This is a genomic window from Vibrio sp. SCSIO 43137 (assembly GCF_028201475.1).
Lineage (GTDB): Bacteria > Pseudomonadota > Gammaproteobacteria > Enterobacterales > Vibrionaceae > Vibrio.
On sequence record NZ_CP116383.1, the window covers coordinates 2072874 to 2093969 of the forward strand.

18 protein-coding genes are annotated in these 21096 nt (G+C 47.1%); 8 read left to right on the plus strand and 10 right to left on the minus strand.

Annotated elements, in window-relative coordinates; translation table 11 throughout:
• Positions 1–68 precede the first annotated feature (68 nt).
• The 6 genes from PK654_RS09690 to PK654_RS09715 form a co-directional block, all read right to left on the minus strand.
• Entirely contained in the window at positions 69–2420 is a 2352-nt protein-coding gene (locus PK654_RS09690) for a zinc/cadmium/mercury/lead-transporting ATPase (protein WP_271695574.1), read from the minus strand.
• Between the two features lie 88 nt (positions 2421–2508).
• On the minus strand, positions 2509–2982 hold the full coding sequence (locus PK654_RS09695) for a response regulator (RefSeq protein WP_271695575.1): 474 nt from the start codon (positions 2980–2982) through the stop codon (positions 2509–2511).
• 1 nt (position 2983) lies between these two features.
• Positions 2984–4309, minus strand: a complete 1326-nt coding sequence (locus PK654_RS09700) for a sensor histidine kinase (RefSeq protein WP_271695577.1) — start codon at positions 4307–4309, stop codon at positions 2984–2986.
• Between the two features lie 3 nt (positions 4310–4312).
• Positions 4313–5731, minus strand: a complete 1419-nt coding sequence (locus PK654_RS09705) for an SLC13 family permease (protein ID WP_271695578.1) — start codon at positions 5729–5731, stop codon at positions 4313–4315.
• Between the two features lie 168 nt (positions 5732–5899).
• Complete coding sequence (locus PK654_RS09710) at positions 5900–7348, minus strand: MATE family efflux transporter (RefSeq protein WP_271695579.1); 1449 nt, start codon at positions 7346–7348, stop codon at positions 5900–5902.
• Positions 7349–7460: 112 nt separating this feature from the next.
• Complete coding sequence (locus PK654_RS09715; protein WP_271695581.1) at positions 7461–7877, minus strand: CBS domain-containing protein; 417 nt, start codon at positions 7875–7877, stop codon at positions 7461–7463.
• A gap of 262 nt (positions 7878–8139) precedes the next feature.
• Here PK654_RS09715 and PK654_RS09720 point away from each other — a divergent pair, with 262 nt between their 5' ends.
• Positions 8140–8562 carry a GNAT family N-acetyltransferase gene (locus PK654_RS09720; protein ID WP_271695582.1) on the plus strand — a complete coding sequence of 141 codons (423 nt, stop codon included), beginning with the start codon at positions 8140–8142 and terminating at the stop codon, positions 8560–8562.
• Between the two features lie 173 nt (positions 8563–8735).
• Here the strand turns inward: PK654_RS09720 and PK654_RS09725 are convergent, their stop codons facing one another.
• Both PK654_RS09725 and PK654_RS09730 read right to left on the minus strand, forming a co-directional pair.
• Positions 8736–8978, minus strand: coding sequence for a hypothetical protein (locus PK654_RS09725; RefSeq protein WP_271695583.1), 243 nt, complete (start codon positions 8976–8978; stop codon positions 8736–8738).
• A gap of 156 nt (positions 8979–9134) precedes the next feature.
• Positions 9135–10538 carry an SEC-C metal-binding domain-containing protein gene (locus PK654_RS09730; protein ID WP_271695585.1) on the minus strand — a complete coding sequence of 468 codons (1404 nt, stop codon included), beginning with the start codon at positions 10536–10538 and terminating at the stop codon, positions 9135–9137.
• 82 nt (positions 10539–10620) lie between these two features.
• Here PK654_RS09730 and PK654_RS09735 point away from each other — a divergent pair, with 82 nt between their 5' ends.
• Positions 10621–11793, plus strand: coding sequence for a D-alanyl-D-alanine carboxypeptidase family protein (locus tag PK654_RS09735; RefSeq protein WP_271695586.1), 1173 nt, complete (start codon positions 10621–10623; stop codon positions 11791–11793).
• A gap of 153 nt (positions 11794–11946) precedes the next feature.
• Positions 11947–14493 carry a glycoside hydrolase family 3 protein gene (locus tag PK654_RS09740; protein WP_271695587.1) on the plus strand — a complete coding sequence of 849 codons (2547 nt, stop codon included), beginning with the start codon at positions 11947–11949 and terminating at the stop codon, positions 14491–14493.
• 64 nt (positions 14494–14557) lie between these two features.
• On the opposite strand, the gene PK654_RS09745 is transcribed toward PK654_RS09740, so the two are convergent.
• Positions 14558–15010, minus strand: coding sequence for a dCMP deaminase family protein (locus PK654_RS09745; protein ID WP_271695589.1), 453 nt, complete (start codon positions 15008–15010; stop codon positions 14558–14560).
• 215 nt (positions 15011–15225) lie between these two features.
• Here PK654_RS09745 and PK654_RS09750 point away from each other — a divergent pair, with 215 nt between their 5' ends.
• The 5 genes from PK654_RS09750 to maiA all read left to right on the plus strand — a co-directional run bounded on the left by PK654_RS09750 (position 15226) and on the right by maiA (position 19827).
• Entirely contained in the window at positions 15226–15705 is a 480-nt protein-coding gene (locus PK654_RS09750; RefSeq protein ID WP_271695590.1) for an aminoacyl-tRNA deacylase, read from the plus strand.
• 208 nt (positions 15706–15913) lie between these two features.
• Entirely contained in the window at positions 15914–16990 is a 1077-nt protein-coding gene (hppD, locus tag PK654_RS09755; protein ID WP_271695592.1) for a 4-hydroxyphenylpyruvate dioxygenase, read from the plus strand.
• A 46-nt stretch (positions 16991–17036) separates the two neighbouring features.
• Complete coding sequence (locus tag PK654_RS09760; RefSeq protein WP_271695593.1) at positions 17037–18161, plus strand: homogentisate 1,2-dioxygenase; 1125 nt, start codon at positions 17037–17039, stop codon at positions 18159–18161.
• Positions 18162–18172: 11 nt separating this feature from the next.
• A complete protein-coding gene (locus PK654_RS09765; RefSeq protein ID WP_271695595.1) occupies positions 18173–19153 on the plus strand; it encodes a fumarylacetoacetate hydrolase family protein in 981 nt (326 codons plus the stop codon).
• An 11-nt stretch (positions 19154–19164) separates the two neighbouring features.
• Entirely contained in the window at positions 19165–19827 is a 663-nt protein-coding gene (gene maiA, locus PK654_RS09770; protein ID WP_333909645.1) for a maleylacetoacetate isomerase, read from the plus strand.
• Positions 19828–19914: 87 nt separating this feature from the next.
• Here the strand turns inward: maiA and PK654_RS09775 are convergent, their stop codons facing one another.
• Positions 19915–20826, minus strand: coding sequence for a hypothetical protein (locus tag PK654_RS09775; RefSeq protein ID WP_271695596.1), 912 nt, complete (start codon positions 20824–20826; stop codon positions 19915–19917).
• Positions 20827–21096: the final 270 nt, after the last annotated feature.

Genomic DNA, 21096 nt, shown 5'->3' on the forward strand with positions numbered 1-21096 from the left:
ATTGACCAAAAAACAATAGCAGCTTGTGGCGAAAACACCGCCACAAGCTGCTAATTTTGCCTTATCTGTTATTGTTGTTTAACTGGTTGCTCTGATACAGACTGAGTATCAGAACCGGAGCGACTGGCTTTGTTGCCATATTTAAGCAACCTCAGGGCATTAAGTGTTACTAATACCGTTGCTCCGCTATCGGCCAGAACTGCCACCCACAAACCGGTAATACCAAACAAACTGGTGACCAGAAATACCCCTTTCAACCCCAGTGCCAGAGTAATATTCTGGCGAATGTTTTTTAGTGTGGCCTGAGAAAGCTGAATCATTGCCGCCAGTTCAGTCAGACGATTATGTGTTAATGCTGCTTCCGCCGTTTCCAGCGCCACATCGGTACCGCCTCCCATGGCAATACCAACAGAGGCCGCTTTCATTGCCGGCGCATCATTGATACCATCTCCGACCATGGCCAGCTGGCTATTCTCTGAGTACTCCCTCACATAGCGTACTTTATCTTCCGGTAGTAACCCGGCCTCAAACTCAACCCCTATCTGATTAGAAATACCCTGTGCACTACGTGGGTGATCACCGGTCAGCATAACGGTTCTTACCCCGATAGCATGTAAATCAGCAACAGCCTGTTTCGCATCTTCTCTTAACGTATCCTGCCAACCGATAACACCGATCACATCACTCTCTCTGACAAGATAAACAAGGGTTTTTCCCTCAGACTCAAGAGCCTCAACTAAGTTAAGAGCGCTTTGATCAACCTGAATATCTGCCTTGGAAGGAGAGAGAATCTGGTACTGCTCTCCGGCAATTACTCCACTTACACCAACGCCTGCCAAAGCTTGCTTCTGTTCTGCTTCAGGCAGACTGATACCCTGTTGTTTTGCGTGCTTAACAAGCGAAACGGCAAGAGGATGCGAAGAGCCGACCTCGATAGCCGCGGCGAGCTGAATTAACTGCTGCTGAGTAATCTCTCCCAGAGGCAACACATCTGTGACTCTTGGTTTACCCTGTGTCAGGGTGCCGGTTTTATCGAATGCAACAACCTCGATATTACCTAAAGATTCCAGTGCAGCTCCGCCTTTAATAAGCGCACCACGTTTAGCTGCAACAGCCAGACCTGAAGTAATAGCCGCAGGAGTAGAAATCACCAGAGCACAAGGGCAGGCAATCAACAGTAGCGCCAGTCCGCGATATACCCATGTCTCCCACGGCTGGGCAAATAGTAGCGGTGGCGTAATAATAACCAACACGGCCAGTACCATCATTAGGGGGGTATACCAGCGGCTGAAGCGGTCAAGAAAGCGTTCAATAGGTGCTTTATGAGACTCTGCTTCTTCAATCAGGTGCAAAATACGGTCAATGGCATTTTCACCTTGCTGAGAAGTCACGGTTATTCTCACTACTCTGTCGACGACGACCGAACCCGCCATAACTTGCTCACCTTCAAGGTGTTCAACGGGTACTGATTCACCAGTCAATGCACTTTCATCAAAACTGGCAGCTGATTGCAACCGTCCGTCGGCTGGCAGACGGGCTCCCGGTGCAACTTCAATAACATCATCCGGCTGCAATGACTCAGCAGCCACTGTAACCCGCTGGCCATCGATAATTTTCACCGCTTCTTCCGGCACAAGCGCCATCAGAGACTGTACGCCACTGCGGGCTCTGGACGCGGCAAATGCTTCCAGTTTTTCACCCAGCAGAAACAACAGCAACACCATAGCCGCTTCGATAGTTTCCCCTAGGTACAAGGCACCAAGAGCAGCAACGCTCATTAAGGTTTCGATAGAGAAGGGAGAACCGCTACGGGCAAGTTGAATGGCTTTGCTGGCGATAGGAAACAGGCCTATAAGGCAGATAGCAATAAACGCCCAGCGGCTCAACTCAGGAAATGAATCTCTGAGTATAAATGAGATCGCCATCGCGGCAGACAAGGCGACAACCTGAATGTTCTGTTTAAGGATCCCTGTCAGGCTAAAATCTTGTGGCTCTGATTTGGCTGGCTTGCCTGATGACAGTGAGAAACCCGCTTCATTTACCGCTGATTCAATATCACCGGCCAGAGAGTCAAGCTGAGTCTGAACCACCAGCTTTTCAGTGGCAAACAGTACTTTCACCTGTTGCACGCCTTTAATGCGGCTAACGGCGGTCTCTACTTTTTTGGCACATGAGGGGCAGTCCATCCCCACCACCTGCCAGCTGTGAGTGTAAAGGGCTTCTAACCCTGAGGACTCACTCTCATCATCAGTTGCCCCTCCGGAGGAACAACAGCTGGTTTCAGCCTTACTACTACAGCAAGAACTACTGCTTTCGGTTCCCATGCTCTTAATAGCGGAAATGCCCGGAGCGCTGCAACTGGTTCCTGATATTTTAGCCGTGCTGTTTTTCGATAAGCAGGCATCATGTTTTGTACACATAACGTATCCTTAAATTGTGTGATCAATATAAGGATAAACCTTGGAGTCTACTCCAAGGTCAAGCTTTTTATCTTAGCCTCAGCTCGGGTTATCTTAATCTTTGTAAAACTACCGATTGATCCAGTTCATTCTGGTAATCAGTGTAATCCAGGCCTTTATCAAAGATATACTCTGTCACCAGTGTTCTCACTCTTTCGCACAAGACATCAGCGTTCCACGGCTTTTCAAAGTAGCTCTCCACCCGCGCCAGATTAATAGCGGTAATAGTATCCTGATGCGTTGCCTGCCCGGTCAGAAGTATCTTTTTGGTCTGACTAAAACGGTCATCCTTAGATATTTCCGTCAGCAACTCTACACCGGTTTTTCCCGGCATAACATGGTCAGAAATCACCACGGCAACAAACTCTCCGTCAGCATCAAAGTCGTCCATCAGCTCCAATGCTTCGTCCGCTGACTCACAATCTTCAATATTCAGCCAGTTACTCAGGCGCTCAAGGTCTTGTAAAACCGCACTCAATACTTCTCGCTGATCGTCAACACAGATCAGATTTAACTTCTCCATACTATTCCTCGACAGGTAATTTAATTCTGAAAATGGTTTTGTCGCTGCTGCTCTTAACGGCAACGGTACCGCCATAACCACTAATAATTCTTTTAACTATTGATAAGCCAAGCCCTAAGCCAAATGACAAGCCACCTTTTTTGGTAGTGAAATTGGGCTGGAAAATTTTTCTTCGTGTCGGCTCGTCTATTTCCGGTCCGTTATTGCTGATAGTGATTAGAATCCGCTTGTTGCTATAACGGGTCGCTATCTCTATTTCCGGATCCGCAGTTTTATCCATTGCGTCACATGCGTTTTTAATCAGGTTCACCCAAACCTGAGCCAGTTCTGTAGAAGAGGCTTTCAGTTGTGGCAGCTCAGCCGGACTTAAGTGCACTGAAACTCTTCTTAAATCACTTTGCAACAATGAGATCGCCTTATTAATCGACTGATTAATATCCAGCCACTCATCTGTATCGATATCATTTCGTCCCAGTTGTTTAACGGATTTAACAATACCGACGGAGTGCCTTGCTGCCAGCCGGAGATCATGTAAATCCCGGCCTATCTGCCAGTAGCGGACAGCGTCATCAGGTTTGTCCAACCACTCCGAAGAGAGCTCACCGTCAGGCACTGCCCTTGCCAGCGCTTTCGCTGTCTCCCTTGGTAAACCGAACTCTTTTTCCAGCTCTTTCGCCCGTTGGCGTATCTCTCTTGAGCTGGCTACCTGCCCCTGCTCCAGTCCCTGCTTGAGAAAACCGTTCGCTTCAGGGTGCAGTTCATTAAGTAAAGAGAGAACCAGCAACTGCATACGCTCGGTTTTGCTGTTAAGGACCCCAACGGCATTATTCAACTCGTGGGCAATACCCGCAGCAAGCTGGCCTAAGGTGGTCATCTGCTCAGCACTATGCAGCTTTTCCAGCGCCTTCTCTTTGGCAACGGCTTCTTTCATCGCCCGCTTCTGCCGGCGCGATAACTCGCCAACAATAATGGGAGTAAACTGCGCCGCCAGCGGCCCGTGTTGCAACGGGTCTACCGGCTGGGTTTGTAAGTCAATCCATGCCAGTTCAACCTCGGTTTTCGCTACTACGGTTGATGAGGCAATCAATGTTTCGGAGAAAAAACTGTGTACACCGATAAAAGCCCCTTCACCTGCAGTGAAAACCTTGGTGTCTCTTTCTGTCTCCAAGTCCTGAACATAGCCCTCAAGCTCTCCTTGCCAGACATAATAGAGCCGCTCATTATGAGCGTCCTGCTGCAATACCTGTTCGCCGGCCGGCAGCTTTATTCGCCGCTCGGCCTGACTAAAGTAGCACTCTATCAGGCGGGCTAATTTCTGTTGTTCCATCCTTTAACCAATAAATCCGACTACATTTAGTATCCATACAAGCACAAAGCTTCCCAAAACGCCAACCACACCCATTACTACCCCGACTCTGGCCATCTGGCTGCTCTCTACATTGCCTGTTGCATGAGCAAGGGCGTTAGGCGGAGTACTAATAGGCAGAGACATGCCAAGGGATGCAGCGAAAGTGACCACCAGAATCAGCGTCATTTCACCGCCAAGAGGTGCCAGTGACGTCATTGACGCTCCCAGTGCAGCCATAATCGGCATTAACAAGTTTGCTGTTGCCGTATGGGACATAAAGTTCGCCATGGTCAGGCAGAGGAAAGCGGCACCAAACAGAACCACATATGGTGAGAAAGCATCAAACGGAATGCTATGTACCATCAGCCTGGCCAGCCCGGTTTTATCCAGCGCAAGGCCGAGGGCAATACCACCGGAAACCAGCCAGAGGACATCCCATGAAATCTTCTTCAGATCTTCTTTATTAATAATGCCGGTAATAGAGAAAATCGCTACCGGGATCAGGGCAACGGTATAGGAGTTCATACCATGACGGGAGCCCATCAGCCAAAGCAGTATCGTCAGACCAAAGGTGATATATACCGTAATCGCTTTAGGGGTTTTCAGGAACTTGCCTTTGATATTCAGTTCTATACTCTTCTGCTCTGCACCATAAAGGAAATTAATCAGGAACCATGCCAGTGCCATCATAATCACCACAAAAGGAACGCCAAACGCCATCCACTCGCCAAAAGTAATCAGGTTGTCACCAACCAGATACTTTAACGCAATCGCGTTAGGCGGCGTGCCAATCGGGGTACCTATACCACCAATGTTGGCGGCGACAGGAATACAGAGAGCAAAAGCGATTCTGCCTGGGTCTTTTGCATTAAAAACTGCGATAACCGGGGTCAGGATAGAGAGCATCATTGCTGTTGTCGCGGTATTAGACATAAACATGGAGAAAATGCCGGTAATCAGCATCAGGCCCAGCATGACAAATTTCGGGTCTTTACCAAACGGCTTCAGTAATACTCTGGCAAGGTTGACATCCAGCCGGTATTTCGTTGCTGCCATGGCCAGAAAAAAGCCCCCCAGAAACAGCATAATAATCGGGCTGGCAAAGGTAGCCATAATATCTTTGTATTTCAGTAACTGGCCAAACTCAGCCTCTCCGGCGCCAAGTTTGAACAGTATAAAGCCCTTATCGGACAGCATCAGCAGTTCCAGAACAATAATGACTACTGAAGTAGCGTAAATAGGAATCGGCTCGAAAACCCAACACAATGCTGCAAGTAAAAATATGGCGATAACCCGCTGCTGAACAACAGTGATACCTTCAAAAGGGAATGCAGATAAGGGAAGTGCGAGAATGATCAAGGGGATGATCAGAGGAATGAGATACTTCATGTACTGACGCATAATACAACTAATTTCCAACTTAAAATCAAAAAATTACGTCGGCACAAGGCCGACGGGACTATGTCCATTATGTTGTATATAACTGCATCAATTTTTGGTCACAGATCAAATTTCATACATGTTATGAATATAATGCGACTAAATATGACCTAAATCAGAAAATTTGAACTAGGTCACTTCTTTCGGCTTCACCGGAATCTCCTCAGCAGAGACACACTCAGAGGAACAGAAGGGGGTCATCGTCACGCTGGTAGTGGCCGGGTCCTCTTCTTCTATCTCTACATCAATATGCTGAACCAGATCGGCAATATGTTTACGCAGCACAATAATACCCAGCACACCAAACAGAACACTACCAAGAGCCTGACCATAAATAACCCCGAGTGCACCAAACCACTGAGCACCAAAGTAGACAAAAGGCAGAGTACCTAATGTTGCTTTGCCAAGGTTAAGGCTGGTCGAGTAAAAAGGTTTACCAAGATTATTAAAGGAAGCGTTGGCAACAAACAAGGCTCCGTTAAACACAAAACTTATTGCAACATAGCTACAGAAGGCTGCAACGATAACCGCCGCATCTCCGCTCAGGCTGAAACCGGCAATAATCAGATCCTGAATTAAAAACAGAATAAGTGATACCGCCAGACAGTAAACGGTAACAAACAGCAGGGAGTTGTTTAGCGTCTCTTTCACCCTGTCATATCTTTCAGCTCCAAAATTCTGACCGATTATCGGCCCCACCGCACCGGAAAGGGCAAAAATAACCGCAAAGGCCACCGGCATCAGACGGCCGATTACCGCAAAACCCGCCACATAATTTTCACCAAACTGAGCAATATTGGTAGTAACAATGGCGTTTCCTATCGGCGTCGCTGTATTGGTGATTATCGCCGGAACTGCAATGGCCAGAATGGCAGAAACATGCAGTTTGATATCCCCGATTCTTGGCATTGCGACAAGGTTATGTACTTTGATAAGCGGATAGAGAGAGAAGAAAAGTACCGTAAAACGGGCCACCACGGATGCCAGTGCCGCCCCTTCTACATTCCAGTCAAAGCCAAAAATAAACAGGGGATCAAGAATGGCATTGACAATACCGCCGGAGAGGGTTGCCCACATAGAGCGTTTAGCGTCACCTGCCGCCCTCAGACCTGAACCTGCCACCATGGCCAGAGCTATCACCGGACTACTTGGTAGTAATATTGACAGGTAAGCTTCGGCTCTTTCAGCCGCGTAGCCTTGCGCTCCTATCGCCGCCAATAGTTCAGGAATATAGGCGAACATAACCGCACTGATGATCAGGCTAATCAGGAACGCCACCGTCAGAGTACTTGCAGCAATCTGCCGCGCTTTATCACGCTGTTTAGCACCGATAGCACGGGAAACTAAAGCCCCCATAGAGATAGCTAAGCCAATGCAAACAGAGGTGGCAAAAAAGATAAGGGTTCCGGCAAATCCGACTGCGGCAGCCAGTTCAACCTGACCAAGCATACTGATAAACATCATATCCAGCAGGTCAACCAGAAACAGTGCCATCAAACCGATGGAGCCGGTTCCGGACATTACCAGTATATGCCTCATGGTTGAGCCCTGTACAAATTTTGCCGTTTGATCTGTCATATCTGTGTCCGGTTTGGTCAGTATGAAAAAAGACGCCTGACGCGTCTTTTTCCTTATTTACTAAATTACTTATTAACATAAGTTATGGGGATCAATGACCATAATATCAACACTAAACAGGTCGTTTAAAGCAATCATCCAGCGACTGGCCGATAGCCTTTAATACATCTCCCCTTGAAATAATCCCCACCAGCTTATTGTTTGATACCACAGGGTAAACTTTCGGCTTACCTACTTTCATCATAGAGGCCAGTTCAATAATTCCTGTCTCCGGTGTGACGGAAAGTACCTCTTTGTACATACAGTCACTCACTATATGAGTGTCCTGACAGTGGTAACTGACTTTCACAAGTTTCTCCAGCAGATCCTGCTCGGAAATAAAACCTATCACCTCATCATCTTCATTAACAACAGGTCCGCCCATATGACCAGAGCTAATTACCTTATCCAGTGCTGCAGTCAGCGACATTTCCGGTGTGAACTTTACTGCACGTTGATCCATAAAGTCTTTCACTTTTAATGCATCCATTGACCTTCTCCTTGTTACCACATGAACTCTCAGTACTTAAAGTAAAGATGAGTTTTTATAAAAGACATAATGTAATTGTTGCCTAATTTCTTGATTTTACTAAATGGGTTATTTCAATTTTATCAATAGACAAGGCCTATCAAGCATTAAAATCCAGCCCCAAGCCCTTTAAAATAAGGTTGTCTACTGCGATAACTTTTAGCTGATATTTTTTTTCAGCACTGCTATCTTACTGCGCCAATACTCATATAAGGAGCCTGAGATGATGATAGAATTTGTTGTTGAACCGGCAAAAGAGCAGTGTGATGCCATCTATCAGGGGCTGTTAAACTTTAATTCGCCACACTTTCCTGACAGAGAGATTACTAAGGTGGCCTGCTTTGTGAAAAACAGTAAAGGTGAGCTTGCCGGCGGCCTAACCGGTGAGATTTTCTCCAACACCTTTTATATTCAGTATTTCTGGCTGGATGAAAGCTGTCGTGGTGAAGGTTTGGGATCACAAGTCTTTGCCAAAGCAGAACGGGAAGCGGCTGCGTTAGGCGCAACGGATATCTATCTGGATACCTACTCATTTCAGGCGGCCGGCTTTTATCTGAAACTGGGATTCCGGCAAGTAGGCAAGTACAGCGGTTTCCCAACCAAAGGAGTTGATAAGATCTTTTTGCAGAAGTCCATTGAGGATTAACCGCAATACAGACAAGAAAAAACCACTTTGCAATTGGTCAAAGTGGTTAACTTAAGCAAATAGACAACTCAATGTGGATTATAAATTAGCGCAGATGGTTACCTTTCCCCTAATCTCCCCTGAAAACCCCTACAGTCCTCAGAAGCAAAGGTAAATTCTTTTAATAATAAGGCTCAATGCTTCCGGCGAACCCTTAAACAGTAGAACCTATCCAATCCTTTGATTTTATTTAATATGATTGGATTGTTCTCCCGGGAGAAGAAATAAAGTTGCTCATTATTAACTCCTGCCGGATCAGCGTTTGTATGCTGGATATAATCAAGCTCTGACAGCTCTTCAATAGACAAACCTGTGATTGTCGCAAGTTCACGACAACTGATTTCTACTGGAGAATTATTGTGAATGACACTTTCCATAGTGTGATCTCCGTTCCATTTAATATTAAATATAGGCGATTTATACTCCTAAGTTAAAGTGATCGAGATCAACTTTTTATATGCAACTCACACAATAGAAAATACAAAATGGAATTTATCAATATGATCAATAGATTAAGTAAAAGCTATAAAATATTACATTTTTATTAAGCAACATTTTTTATATTTTTTACCAGAGCCGCAGGGACAAGGATCGTTTCTTCCCACAGAGATATCAGCACCAACAGCCGCTTTATTCACTGCAGAGGCATAAAGTTGTCCAAGCATCTGGCTCTCTGCCTGCTTAACAAACTGAAACGCTTGCAGACTGCCCCTGCTTATCGCTTCCTTTGCTAACTCAAGGCCTTTGCTTCTGTCCTGAGCAACGGCAACGCCATTGAAATAAGCCGCGCCCAATACTCCCAGACATTGCACTGAACCCTGCTCAAGCCCCAAATTCAGGTACTTTCTTGCCCTTTCAATATCAGGTTCCGTCGCTTTACCATCGGTATAATAGAAAAACAGCCCGCATAAACCAGTGTCATCTGACTGTTCAGCCGCCCGCTGAAGGTAAACAAGAGAGTTCTGAAAATCCCCCTTTTCATAGAGATAGTTTCCCAAAAGGCCACAAGATTTTGTATGGCCGTATTCTGCATTCATCTTCAGCAGGTATAGGGTCCCTTCCAGCTCTTTTTCAAATACACCACTGGTCAGGATTAGCTTGCAGTAACTGAACAGGGCGTCAGCTTCACCGTCTAACTCGCCTAAATCTCTATTCTGCTCAGAACTGGCTCTGAGTGACTTATCACTTAAACGATAGGCAGTTTCGTAACAATTTAGTGCGCTACGGTAGTGGCTAAGTATCAGCTGTAGCGATTCGCTCTCTTTTGCAGAAGTGCTTTCAGCATTAATTACTCCATTTGCAATAAGCTCTTCATAACATAAACCTGCCCGATAGTGATCCTGCCAGTCTGCTGATGTTATCGCCTGTACAATGATGTCACTGTTGTTCTTTGCAGCCACCTGAGCGGGAGTGACCTGTTCCAGTAGCTCACCTGAAATCACTTGATTAGCCAGTACAAGGGAGGAAACCAGACAGTCTCTCGTTTCCGCTAACCGCTCAGTGATAATCAGGCTGCTGTCAAACTCACCATCAGAAGTCTGCTTATGATGTGCACCGTTATTGGCATTTTCCCTGACCAGATCCAGAGAGAGCCTTAACTCTTCATCGATATAGTTATTCTGTGTAAGAAAGTTGATCTTCTTCCAAAGGCTATTTTTGCTGGAAAAAGGTTGCCGGAAGTGAGAAATCAGCGCATCACAAATGCATTCAGCCGCTTTGCGGTACTGAATTAACGCATAGTCCGGAATGGAACTGCTATAACGCAGTGCTTCGCAGTAGTAGCCTTCAATTCTGCTATCAATCTTTTTGCATAACTCTATATCTGAAATTGTTGTCAACTGCTGACCCCTGCCAAAAGAGAAACGACCAATAAGATCCCAACTGTAAATGATGCCACAAGCCTTATCAATATGTAGATTGGCGCGATAATCCTGCATCTTTTGCTATGTTTAAGATAGGGATTCTCCGCATATCATCAAATAGGGTTAATTACCCTAGCAAAACCCAGAGGAAACAGGCATGAGATCAGCCTTTGTATCCATATTGGTGACAGTTACCCTTTTGCTGTCATCACCGGCATTTTCAGTATTAGTTCCGGATCCGCCCAGTTTGTCTGCCAAAGGCTATATATTGATGGACTTCCAATCAGGCACCATTCTGGCATCCTCTGAGCAAGATACTCCGCTGGCACCCGCCAGTCTGACCAAGGTGATGACCGCCTATCTGGTTGGTCTGGAAATCAATGCCGGAAGGCTTAAATGGGATGACAAAGCAGTAGTTAGTGTTAATGCATGGTCAATGAAGTTCCCCGACTCCTCTAAAATGTTTATTCAGCCAAAGGATGAAATCGCCATCCGCGATCTGATGAAGGGCATTATTGTTCAGTCAGGTAATGACGCCTGTGTTGCCGTGGCAGAACATATCGCAGGCAGCGAAGAAGCCTTTGTCAGCCTGATGAATGAAACAGCAAAAGCCATCGGTATGAAGAACACCCGCTATATCAACGCCCACGGCCTTGACGGGGCAGGTATCCAGACCACGGCTTATGATATGGCGGTACTGATGCAGCATCTAATTAAAGACACACCTGAGGTCTATGAGCTGTATAAAGTCAGGGATTTTACCTGGAACCGGATAACTCAGTATAACCGTAATAAACTACTGTGGGATAAGTCCCTTAAAGTGGACGGAGGTAAAACCGGCTTCACCGACAGTGCAGGCTACAGCCTGACAGCATCGGCCAAGGAAGGACGTCTGCGGTTAATATCAGTTGTTATGGGCACCAAAAGCAAGCGACTGAGAACAGAAGAGACCAGGCAGTTACTCACCTACGGTTTCCGCTTTTACGATACCAAAAATTTCGCCAAATCCGGTGAGGTGTTAACCAACCGCACCGTGTGGAAAGGCGCTAAAGATACGGTTGCCCTTGGCGTGAACAAGGATGTCTTTCTGACACTGCCGCAGAACAAAATCGGTCAGACAGAGCGGGTTTTTGAAGTGGTTAACCCTTTGGAAGCCCCCCTTGCTTCAGGTCAGACAGTAGGTAAAGTGAAATGGCTGGTTGATGGCGAGGTGATTCACAGCGAGACTCTGGTCACCAAAGAATCTGTCTACCCTGCGTCTTGGATAGGAAGAACCTCAGATACTGTACAACTGTTTATAAACTCTGTGGTGAAAAAACAGTCGAACTAATGTCATAACCGGTTGTTAAAGCGCGATTAATTCGCGCTTTTTTGTATATCCCCAATAACCCTGAACAAGCTCACATCCGCAAAGCAAAATAGCCTCTATTATTAAAAGCTTGTTTATACCTTGCCGACCAGAAAGCTGTACCGGAGCGTTCAGATGACACAACTTTCCCCACTGCCCTACTACAAATGCTGGCCTGAGATAGACTCAGCCATTGCTAAAGACCCGCAGATAGAAGCAGAAATTGACGCAATAGTTAATCAGATGACCATTGAAGAGAAAGTCGGTCAGATGATTCAGCCGAACCTGCGCGACGTTACTCCGGAGGAAGTACGCCAATACAAACTTGGCTCAATCCTTAACGGTGGCGGAAGCTGGCCAAACGAAAACAAATACGCCACTGCTGCGGAGTGGGCAGAAAAAGCCGATGAGTTCTGGCTGGCAACAGAAGAGGCGTTCCGCGACCGTCCGTTCCGAATCCCCTTTATCTGGGCGACCGATGCGGTTCACGGCCACAACAACGTGTTTAGCTCAACCGTTTTCCCTCACAATATAGGGCTTGGGGCGGCACGTGACACTGACCTGATTGAACGAATAGGCGCAGCCACGGCAGTGGAGGTGTGTGCTACCGGCCTTGACTGGACGTTTGCCCCAACCGTTGCCGTACCAAGAAACCTCTGTTGGGGACGGGTTTATGAAGGTTACTCAGAAGATCCTCATATCACCTATCACTACGCCTCCGCTATGGTAAGGGGGCTTCAGGGATGCGCAGAGACGCTGGCTGGAGAAGACAAGGTTATCTCCAATGTTAAACATTGGCTGGGCGACGGCGGTACTGAACACGGCATAGACAGAGGTATCAACCGATACAGTGAAGAGTACCTGATAAACCTGCATGCAATGGGATATTTCAGCGGATTAAATGCCGGTGCCCAGGTAGTTATGTCATCATTTAACTCATGGTCAAACGCCGCCAACTATGACCATACTCCGCAACAGGGAGAAGAGTACAACAGTAAAATTCACGGCAGCCATTACCTGTTAACGGATGTGCTTAAAAATCAGATGGGTTTCGACGGCATTGTGGTTACCGACTGGAATGGTCACTCTGAAGTGAGCAAATGCAGCAATACAGACGCCACTTACGCCATTAATGCCGGTAATGATATTCTGATGGTTCCGGTACGGGAGCACTGGCCTGAAGTGTATAAAAAAACGCTTAATGACATAAAATCAGGCACTATCAAACCTGAGCGGATAGATGATGCAGTAAGGCGTATTTTAAGGGTTAAGATGCGCGCCGGTCTGTGGCAGAAACCCAAACCGAGTGAACGCCGTCTCGCCGGTAAACCATCTGCCCTTAACAATCCTCAGCATCGCTCGCTGGCCCGGGAAGCGGTAAGAAAATCTCTTGTCCTGCTCAAAAACGACCAGCAAATACTCCCTTTAGCTGCCGACCAGACAATCTTACTGACCGGCAGTGCTGCCAACGATATTCAGAAACAGACCGGTGGCTGGAACCTGACCTGGCAGGGAACGGAAAACACCCTGGATGACTTCCCCAACGCTACAACGGTTAAAACGGCTCTGGAGCAGACCCTCGGCAGCGATAAGGTGTTGTACTCTCCTCTACTCGATGATGACTTAAGCAATATCGACGTTGCGGTGGTGGCCTTTGGTGAAGACCCTTATGCTGAGATGATGGGTGATATTAAACCGTGGCAGACTTTGCAATTTTCCAGCCTGAAAAGAAGCTATAAGCAGGACATCGACAAAATTCATCGCCTGAAAAGCAGAGGCATCAAGGTAATTTGCCTGTTCTTTTCCGGCCGCCCTCTCTATATGAACGAAGAGATTGCGGCTGCAGATGCGTTTGTTGCCTGTTTCCTTCCGGGTACTGAGGCATTGGGGATTTCTGATGTGATTATTGGTGACAAGGATTCGCAGCCCCGCAACGATTTTACCGGCAGGCTATCCTTCAGTTGGCCAAACAAAAAGTTATCAACCTCGGTTAACCATATACCAGAGCATATCCCCGCTTATCATGTTCCCGTTTCAGAGCAGGATCCGCAGGGAGCCCATGCCCCTCTGTTTCCTTATGGGTACGGCCTCAATTATTCAGACAAAAAAACTGCACCGCAGACAGAACAGATCCTTGCTGACACCAGCGAATCGCAAGAATCAAACCTTGCCCTTGAGCTATTTGGTGTCCGTTCAACCATAGGTGACTACATCACAAAGATAATGGTCACAGGTCAGGATGGAGCGACGGATATCTCTCTGAACAATCCTATGGCTACCGGAACTGTCACTACAATCCCATATAACTATCAACTACAGCAGGATGCCGTACAGATTCAGTTCGGTTGTCAGCCAGCCTGCTTCTATATTCAGACCTCTGATAAACAAACAGATGATTTGAGCCGCTTTTCTACCCTGATGTTTGATGTGTTGGTCAATCAAAAGCCGCAACACTCAGTGCTGCTCTCTATGGGTAACGATATAACTTCAGTGACAGGCAGCGGCATAGAAATAAAGCAGAAGTTAAATAAGGGCAATCAACAGTGGCAGACAATAGAGATGGATTTGGCTTCGCTATTACCCTCTCAGGACGCTTTACTTAACACAGACATTAACACCCCCTTTATACTTACCAGTTATGGGGAACTTGATTTAGTGGTGGGTAATATTCGCCTCTGTTAACCTGATAGACAAACCTTCAGGCATAAAAAAGCCGTCATAATGACGGCTTTCATTTGCAAATAAACTATTGAGCATTATCCAGCTCATCCAACGGCAGCCAGACCACCTCTACGCCTGCCTGCTGGAACATATCTTCGCTGATTTTAAGCTTCTCACCCCAGCGGGAGAGGAAATCCTCGGTCTGCTCAGGGCAGTTCACCCGCGCTATACCGGTCTGAATAATCTTAGCCGCACAGTTGGGACAGGGGAAATGCGTCACCCAGATTTCACTACCATCCAGATCCCTTTTGGCAAACAGAATGGCATTCTCTTCTGCATGAAGGGTTTTCAGGTACTTCATCTCTCTTTCATCGGTATCTGCACTATCAGATACGCCGTGGGGATAACCGTTAAAGCCGACAGAGACAATACGGTTCTTTTTGGTGATCACTGCACCAACCTGAGTCGAAGGGTCTTTACTCCAGGAACCCACCAGCTCCGCCATCTGGAAAAATCTAACCGCCCATTTTGAGATCATCTGCCTGCTCCATTTGCATAAGGTTCATCAAACAAAAATACTTTTATCCTAATAAATCAGCCTTGGCAAGGCACAGCTGACTGAATTAGAAAGATTTCCTGCTAATCCCTGTCCGGATGGCGCTTCAGACACCATTTTTTACTCTCTGTCTGCAATGGAGCAGAGCATATTCCTTTTCTATACTCTATGTGGGTATATAGAAGACGGAGGTTTCTATGACCATGTCAACCCGGCTTGACCACTATCTGGCCAAGCACCATATTCCTTACAAAACGGTTGAGCACAGCCACAGTAACAGCTCAATCCATAGCGCGGTGGTATCAAGAATTCCTGCTATGAATGTCGCTAAGGGTATCGTTCTGGAGGACCACGAAGGGCGTCACCTGATGGCGGTTCTTCCAGCTAACGCTAAAATCAGTTTTACTGCATTAAACGAAGAACTTCATGCCAACTTTCATATGGTAAAAGAGCGTGAGGTATATCGCTTCTTTGAAGATTGTGAAAACGGAGCCGTACCACCTATCGGCGGCGCCTACCATATGGCGATGGTATGTGATGATTCACTGATGGAGCTGGATAACGTCTATCTGGAAGCAGGAGATCATGAAACCCTTATCAAGTTAGATCAGCAGGCGTTTCGTAAGCTAATGAGCAATAGCAAATGCATGAGTTTCGGTAGTCAGGTTTTCCACTGATTCACACTTACTCCCTGTGCATACAAAGGCTTCTGCTGTTATACGGCAGAGGCCTTTTTACAAAACAGACAGAAATGTAAACAGAAAATGACACTGGTTCTCATTCTCAAATTAAGCAAACTATCAATAACTCATCCATACTAGCTGTAATCGTGTTTATTGCTAAACCAATGGCATAACAATCAACCTATAGATCAAGGAGGTCGGGATGAGCCATGCATACGATCACTCAGGAGAGTCATTTGACAATCCGGCAGGAACCCGGGATTTTGAGTTTGTAGAGTTCTCCTCACCGGATCCGGGTCAGTTAGCTGCACTGTTTACCCAGTTAGGCTTTCAACCTTTTGCCAGACATAAATCCCGGCCACTGACTTGGTTTACTCAGGGCGATATCCACTTTCTGGTCAGTGAAGAGAGCAGAGGATTTGCTGCTGATTTTTCAAAGTTACACGGCCCCAGTGCCTGTGCCATGGGCTTCAAAGTCGAAAATGCCCAGCACGCCTTTCAGCACGCCCTGAAACAGAACGCCACGGCCTGTAAAAGCAAGATGCTGGAGTTTGGTGTCCCTGCTATTTTCGGCATCGGTGACAGCCTGCTCTATCTCGTTGACGACAATATCAGAGACCGGCTCTACCGTGACCAGTTTGAACTTATCCCTGCTACAGAAACGACAGCAGCTGATGTCGGACTGACTTATATTGACCACCTTACCCACAACGTCCACCGCGGCCATATGGATCCATGGGCAGAGTTTTATGAAAGAGTGTTTAACTTTCGCGAGATCCGCTATTTCGATATCAAAGGTTCAATGACCGGCCTGCATAGCCGGGCAATGACCAGCTCATGTGGAAAAATCCGTATTCCGGTCAATGAAGGAACCGACGATAAATCTCAGATCGAAGAGTTTCTTCACCAATATCATGGAGAAGGAATACAGCATATTGCACTAGGCAGTGACGATATCTACCAGACCGTCGCCACCCTACGCAAAAACGGTGTGAAATTTATGGATGTGCCCGATACCTATTACGACATGATTTCAGAGCGACTGCCCGGCCACAATGAAGCCATAGAGCAACTGAGGGAACAGCGAATTTTGATAGATGGTCATATGGAAGGTGGCAAGTTGGTACTGTTATTGCAAATCTTTACCGAGAACCTTATCGGTCCGATTTTCTTCGAAATTATTCAGCGCAAAGGTGACGAAGGGTTTGGTGAAGGTAACTTTCAGGCGTTGTTTGAATCAATTGAACGGGATCAAATGGCGCGGGGTGTTCTTTCCTAGGCTCTGTTGATCTGGCCACGGCGTACAGACACAAGGAGGAGGCTGTATGATTCGCAGAATAGCGTTTCCGTTAAGAAAAGGCGTTTTTTCCCGGCAGGCTCACACTGACCTGCCGGAGAAAGGCATGTATGAAAGGGAAGTAAGCCGCGAAGGTTTTTTCGGGCCGGCCTCTCACCTGCATCACAGGCACCCGCCTACCGGCTGGTCTGGTTTTGAAGGCCAACTCAGACCCAGAGCCTATAACCTGCTGGAGCTACCGTGCGAGCAGCAGTCGCCGTGGGATACGCCTGTCGCTCTGTATAACAATGATTGTCAGATACGTTTCTGGCGATGTAACAGCAAGATGCCCTATCTGGTCAGAAATGCCGATGGCGATGATCTACTGTTTGTTCATCAGGGCAGCGGAGAGCTATTTTGCGATTACGGCCACCTGAACGTCACTGAGGGAGATTACCTGTTAATCCCGCGTTCTTGTATGTGGCGCTTTGAACCGGACAGTCCGGCCAGCTTTCTGATGATAGAAGCAACCAACGATAGCTACGGTCTGCCGGACAAAAGCATCGTAGGTCAGCACGCCATTTTCGATCAGGCGGTACTCGAAAGCGCTGAGATTGATCCTCTGTTTCTGCAACAACAGGATGAAGAGCCGTGGCAGGTAAGAGTAAAGAGACAAAACCGGCAAAGTATCATCAGTTACCCTTTCAACCCCCTTGATGCTATCGGCTGGCATGGAGAAGTTGCCGCACTCAAGCTCAACTGGCGCGATATCCGCCCGTTAATGAGCCACCGCTATCACCTTCCTCCTTCAGCACACTCAACCTTTGTCTCACGACATTTTGTCGTCTGCACCTTTGTACCCCGCCCGATGGAGAGTGATGCAGGCGCCCTTAAAGTGCCGTTTTACCACAGCAACGACGATTATGATGAAGTGATTTTTTACCATCACGGCGAGTTTTTCAGCCGCGACAATATCGAGCCGGGAATGCTGACTTTGCACCCTTGTGGCTTCCCTCATGGCCCTCACCCCAAAGCCTACAAAAAGGGGCTGGAAGCGGTAAATAAACAGACAGATGAAGTAGCGGTAATGATAGATACCCGTAACAGTCTGAAAATAGGGACTACACTTGAAAAGACAGAGTGGCAAGGCTATGCGGACAGCTGGAAAGAGTAAGGAGCGTCAGAGTGAAATTAGCAACCCTGAGAGACGGAAGCCGGGACGGGCACCTTTGTATTGTAAGCCGGGATCTGAAGCTGGCGGTGAGCGCGTCACCCATTGCCCGCACACTTCAACAGGCGCTGGAAAACTGGCAGAGCCTAAAACCATGGCTGCAAGGGCGCTATGATGAACTTAATGCCGGCAGAGCCTTTGATGCTATGCCGTTTTCAGAGTGCGAACTGGAATCTCCCCTTCCCCGCTGTTATCAGTGGGCGGATGGCAGCGCCTATGTTAATCATGTGGAGTTAGTGCGCAAAGCCCGCGGCGCAGAGATGCCGGAATCATTCTGGAGCGATCCTCTTATGTATCAGGGTGGCGGCGACTCCTTTCTCGGCCCTGTCGATGATATCCCTTTAGGCGATGAAAGCTGGGGACTAGATTTTGAAGCAGAAATAGCGGTTATCACCTCTGATGTTGAAGCGGGCACTCAGGCTAAAGAGGCAGCAGATTCGATCCGGCTTGTTACACTGGTTAACGATGTCTCCCTGAGAAACCTTATCCCTTCTGAGCTGGCTAAAGGCTTTGGCTTCTTTCAGAGTAAACCCTCCAGCGCATTTTCTCCCGTTGCCGTAACTCCCGACGAGTTGGGTGACCACTGGCGCAACAGCACGCTACACCTGCCCCTTCTCAGCTCTCTGAACGGCGCGCTATTCGGCTCTCCCGATGCCGGTACTGATATGACATTCAACTTTGCCCAATTAGTCACTCATGCGGCAAAAACAAGAAAACTGACCGCCGGCACTATTATCGGCTCTGGTACCGTTTCTAATTGTGACCGCTCGGCCGGTTCTTCCTGTATTGCCGAAAAGAGAATGCTGGAAAAACTGCAGACAGGCGAAATTCAGACCCCCTTTATGAAGCCGGGAGACAGCATAAAAATTGAGATGCTGGATGAAAATGGTTTGTCGATATTTGGCGCTATTGAGCAGCAGGTGGTCAGCCGGTAAAGGAGAGTATTATGGATATCAGGTTATACAGCTATTTTCGCTCTTCCGCAGCCTACCGTGTCAGGATTGCCCTTAACCTGAAAGGTGTCCCTTATAAGATTCTGCCGGTTCACCTGGTTCATAACGGTGGAGAGCAGCACGGAACGGCATACCGAAGCATTAACCCTCAGGGGCTAGTACCCTGTCTGGAATGGACTGACAGCCGGGGGCGGAATCAGCATCTGAGCCAGTCAACGGCCATTTGCGAGTATCTGGAAGATATGTACCCTGAGACACCTCTTCTGCCGTCAGATGCTGTTGCCCGCGCTCAGGTTCGTTCACTAATGCAAATTATCGCCTGCGACCTTCATCCGCTCAACAACCTCCGTGTACTCCGCTATCTGGAAGAGCAGCAGGAACTCAGCAAACAAGATAAGATGGATTGGTACTTCCATTGGCTGGATGAGGGCTTCAAAGCCATCGAAGCACGGTTACACAAGAATCTCAGCGAAGATTATTGCTTTGGCAATGAGGTTACACTGGCTGACGTTTTTCTGATACCTCAGGTATATAACGCAGTCAGGTTTAAATTTGATATGGAACCTTTTGAGAAAATTGTTCAGGTTTATCAGCACTGCACCAGCCTGAAAGCGTTCCGGATTGCCGCCCCGGAAAATCAACCTGACGCTGAGTAGATCAAACCCGCTACTTTTATTTAACCCCAAATAGCCTACCGCCGGAACATCTTATGTTCCGGCGGTATATCGTCATTAGCCTTTGTGTTAGTGGATCTGCTTTCGCTCTTCATCCAGCCCCTGCCAGAAGGCGTATACACCATCGAGCATCTCATTACCGCTACGGATAAAGTGGTCTTCATCCACATCATTGTTGAAATAGTAAGTTTCCAGCTCCTCCTGAGTATGACAGGCGTGGTTGGCTTCCAGTTTCGCGTGCCAGGTAAAGAATGCCGTTGGCAGATCTTTCAGGTCGCGTGACTTTTTATAATGTTCAAAACCGGCAACCAGTTCATCCCAGAAGCCTGCCGCCGCCCAATTTTCAACCGCATAAGAAGCCGCCGTAGAGGTGGCATAGTTGGCAGAACCGTACAGGCGTATCAGTTCATCACAGAAGAACAGCGTTTTAACCGAACCAAACTGTCTCCTGCCTATCTGGTTAAAACCAAGTCCGAGATAGTTTGCCAAGCGGTTCAGCAGCTCAAAATGGGCAGCTTTAAAGCGGAAAGCCCCGCCATCTATACTCCCCTCAAGATCACCAAAGTTTTTCTCCTCTTCAGTTAAATCTGAAGCGTGATTTCGGCGATGGCTCTTATAAACCACACCAATTTCATTAGCCAGAATCTCCTTTGATGCCCTCATCTCTTCTATGGTTTCTGCGTTAATCATCTTCTCAAGCTGAGCAACCAGAAACTGATTGGAAAACACTGAAAACTGAACTATCAGCTGTTTGATATGCGCATCACTTAATTTGGCGCAGCTAAACCACTGAGTATATGGATTGTCGGTAATAACCTTATGGTTAAGCAGTTCTGCATCAATGCGTGCCTGAAAGGCGATAAAACGTTGTGCTTTGCTGATATCAAAATGACCTGCGTAGATCTCTTCGACAGTGTGAAAGGTGAGTTTTTCTAGTCCGTTATCCTTACGATACGCTGCTATTTTAGCGTCATCCCTCATAACAACCTCCTGAACCGGACTGGCTAATTAATAAAACAGAGCCAATACTGTACTCAGCAGCAATTAATGTCCGGGTTTGTGTTGGTTAAAATGGCTTGTTATCAGTGTAGATGCTATTTACAAAAGTGTCATTTATATGGGTAAGCCATTGTTTCCAAGCTAGTTTAAATGACAGCTCTACGGTTTTTCGCTTAGAAAACTGCCAGCCTGATACTTATTTGCCGTATTGAATATTGTAAATTATTGCAAATGAGAAAAGTTATCATTGAC

Bases quoted from the DNA above. Each gene is read 5' to 3' on its own strand.
- PK654_RS09720 (WP_271695582.1), top strand. From the start codon at position 8,140: ATGATGATAGAATTTGTTGTTGAACCGGCAAAAGAGCAGTGTGATGCC.
- hppD (WP_271695592.1), top strand. From the start codon at position 15,914: ATGAGCCATGCATACGATCACTCAGGAGAGTCATTTGACAATCCGGCA.
- PK654_RS09745 (WP_271695589.1), bottom strand. From the start codon at position 15,010: ATGATCTCAAAATGGGCGGTTAGATTTTTCCAGATGGCGGAGCTGGTG.
- PK654_RS09700 (WP_271695577.1), bottom strand. From the start codon at position 4,309: ATGGAACAACAGAAATTAGCCCGCCTGATAGAGTGCTACTTTAGTCAG.
- PK654_RS09775 (WP_271695596.1), bottom strand. From the start codon at position 20,826: ATGAGGGATGACGCTAAAATAGCAGCGTATCGTAAGGATAACGGACTA.
- PK654_RS09735 (WP_271695586.1), top strand. From the start codon at position 10,621: ATGAGATCAGCCTTTGTATCCATATTGGTGACAGTTACCCTTTTGCTG.
- PK654_RS09705 (WP_271695578.1), bottom strand. From the start codon at position 5,731: ATGCGTCAGTACATGAAGTATCTCATTCCTCTGATCATCCCCTTGATC.
- PK654_RS09725 (WP_271695583.1), bottom strand. From the start codon at position 8,978: ATGGAAAGTGTCATTCACAATAATTCTCCAGTAGAAATCAGTTGTCGT.
- PK654_RS09760 (WP_271695593.1), top strand. From the start codon at position 17,037: ATGATTCGCAGAATAGCGTTTCCGTTAAGAAAAGGCGTTTTTTCCCGG.
- PK654_RS09710 (WP_271695579.1), bottom strand. From the start codon at position 7,348: ATGACAGATCAAACGGCAAAATTTGTACAGGGCTCAACCATGAGGCAT.
- PK654_RS09730 (WP_271695585.1), bottom strand. From the start codon at position 10,538: ATGCAGGATTATCGCGCCAATCTACATATTGATAAGGCTTGTGGCATC.
- PK654_RS09750 (WP_271695590.1), top strand. From the start codon at position 15,226: ATGACCATGTCAACCCGGCTTGACCACTATCTGGCCAAGCACCATATT.
- PK654_RS09690 (WP_271695574.1), bottom strand. From the start codon at position 2,420: ATGTGTACAAAACATGATGCCTGCTTATCGAAAAACAGCACGGCTAAA.
- PK654_RS09740 (WP_271695587.1), top strand. From the start codon at position 11,947: ATGACACAACTTTCCCCACTGCCCTACTACAAATGCTGGCCTGAGATA.
- PK654_RS09695 (WP_271695575.1), bottom strand. From the start codon at position 2,982: ATGGAGAAGTTAAATCTGATCTGTGTTGACGATCAGCGAGAAGTATTG.
- maiA (WP_333909645.1), top strand. From the start codon at position 19,165: ATGGATATCAGGTTATACAGCTATTTTCGCTCTTCCGCAGCCTACCGT.
- PK654_RS09715 (WP_271695581.1), bottom strand. From the start codon at position 7,877: ATGGATGCATTAAAAGTGAAAGACTTTATGGATCAACGTGCAGTAAAG.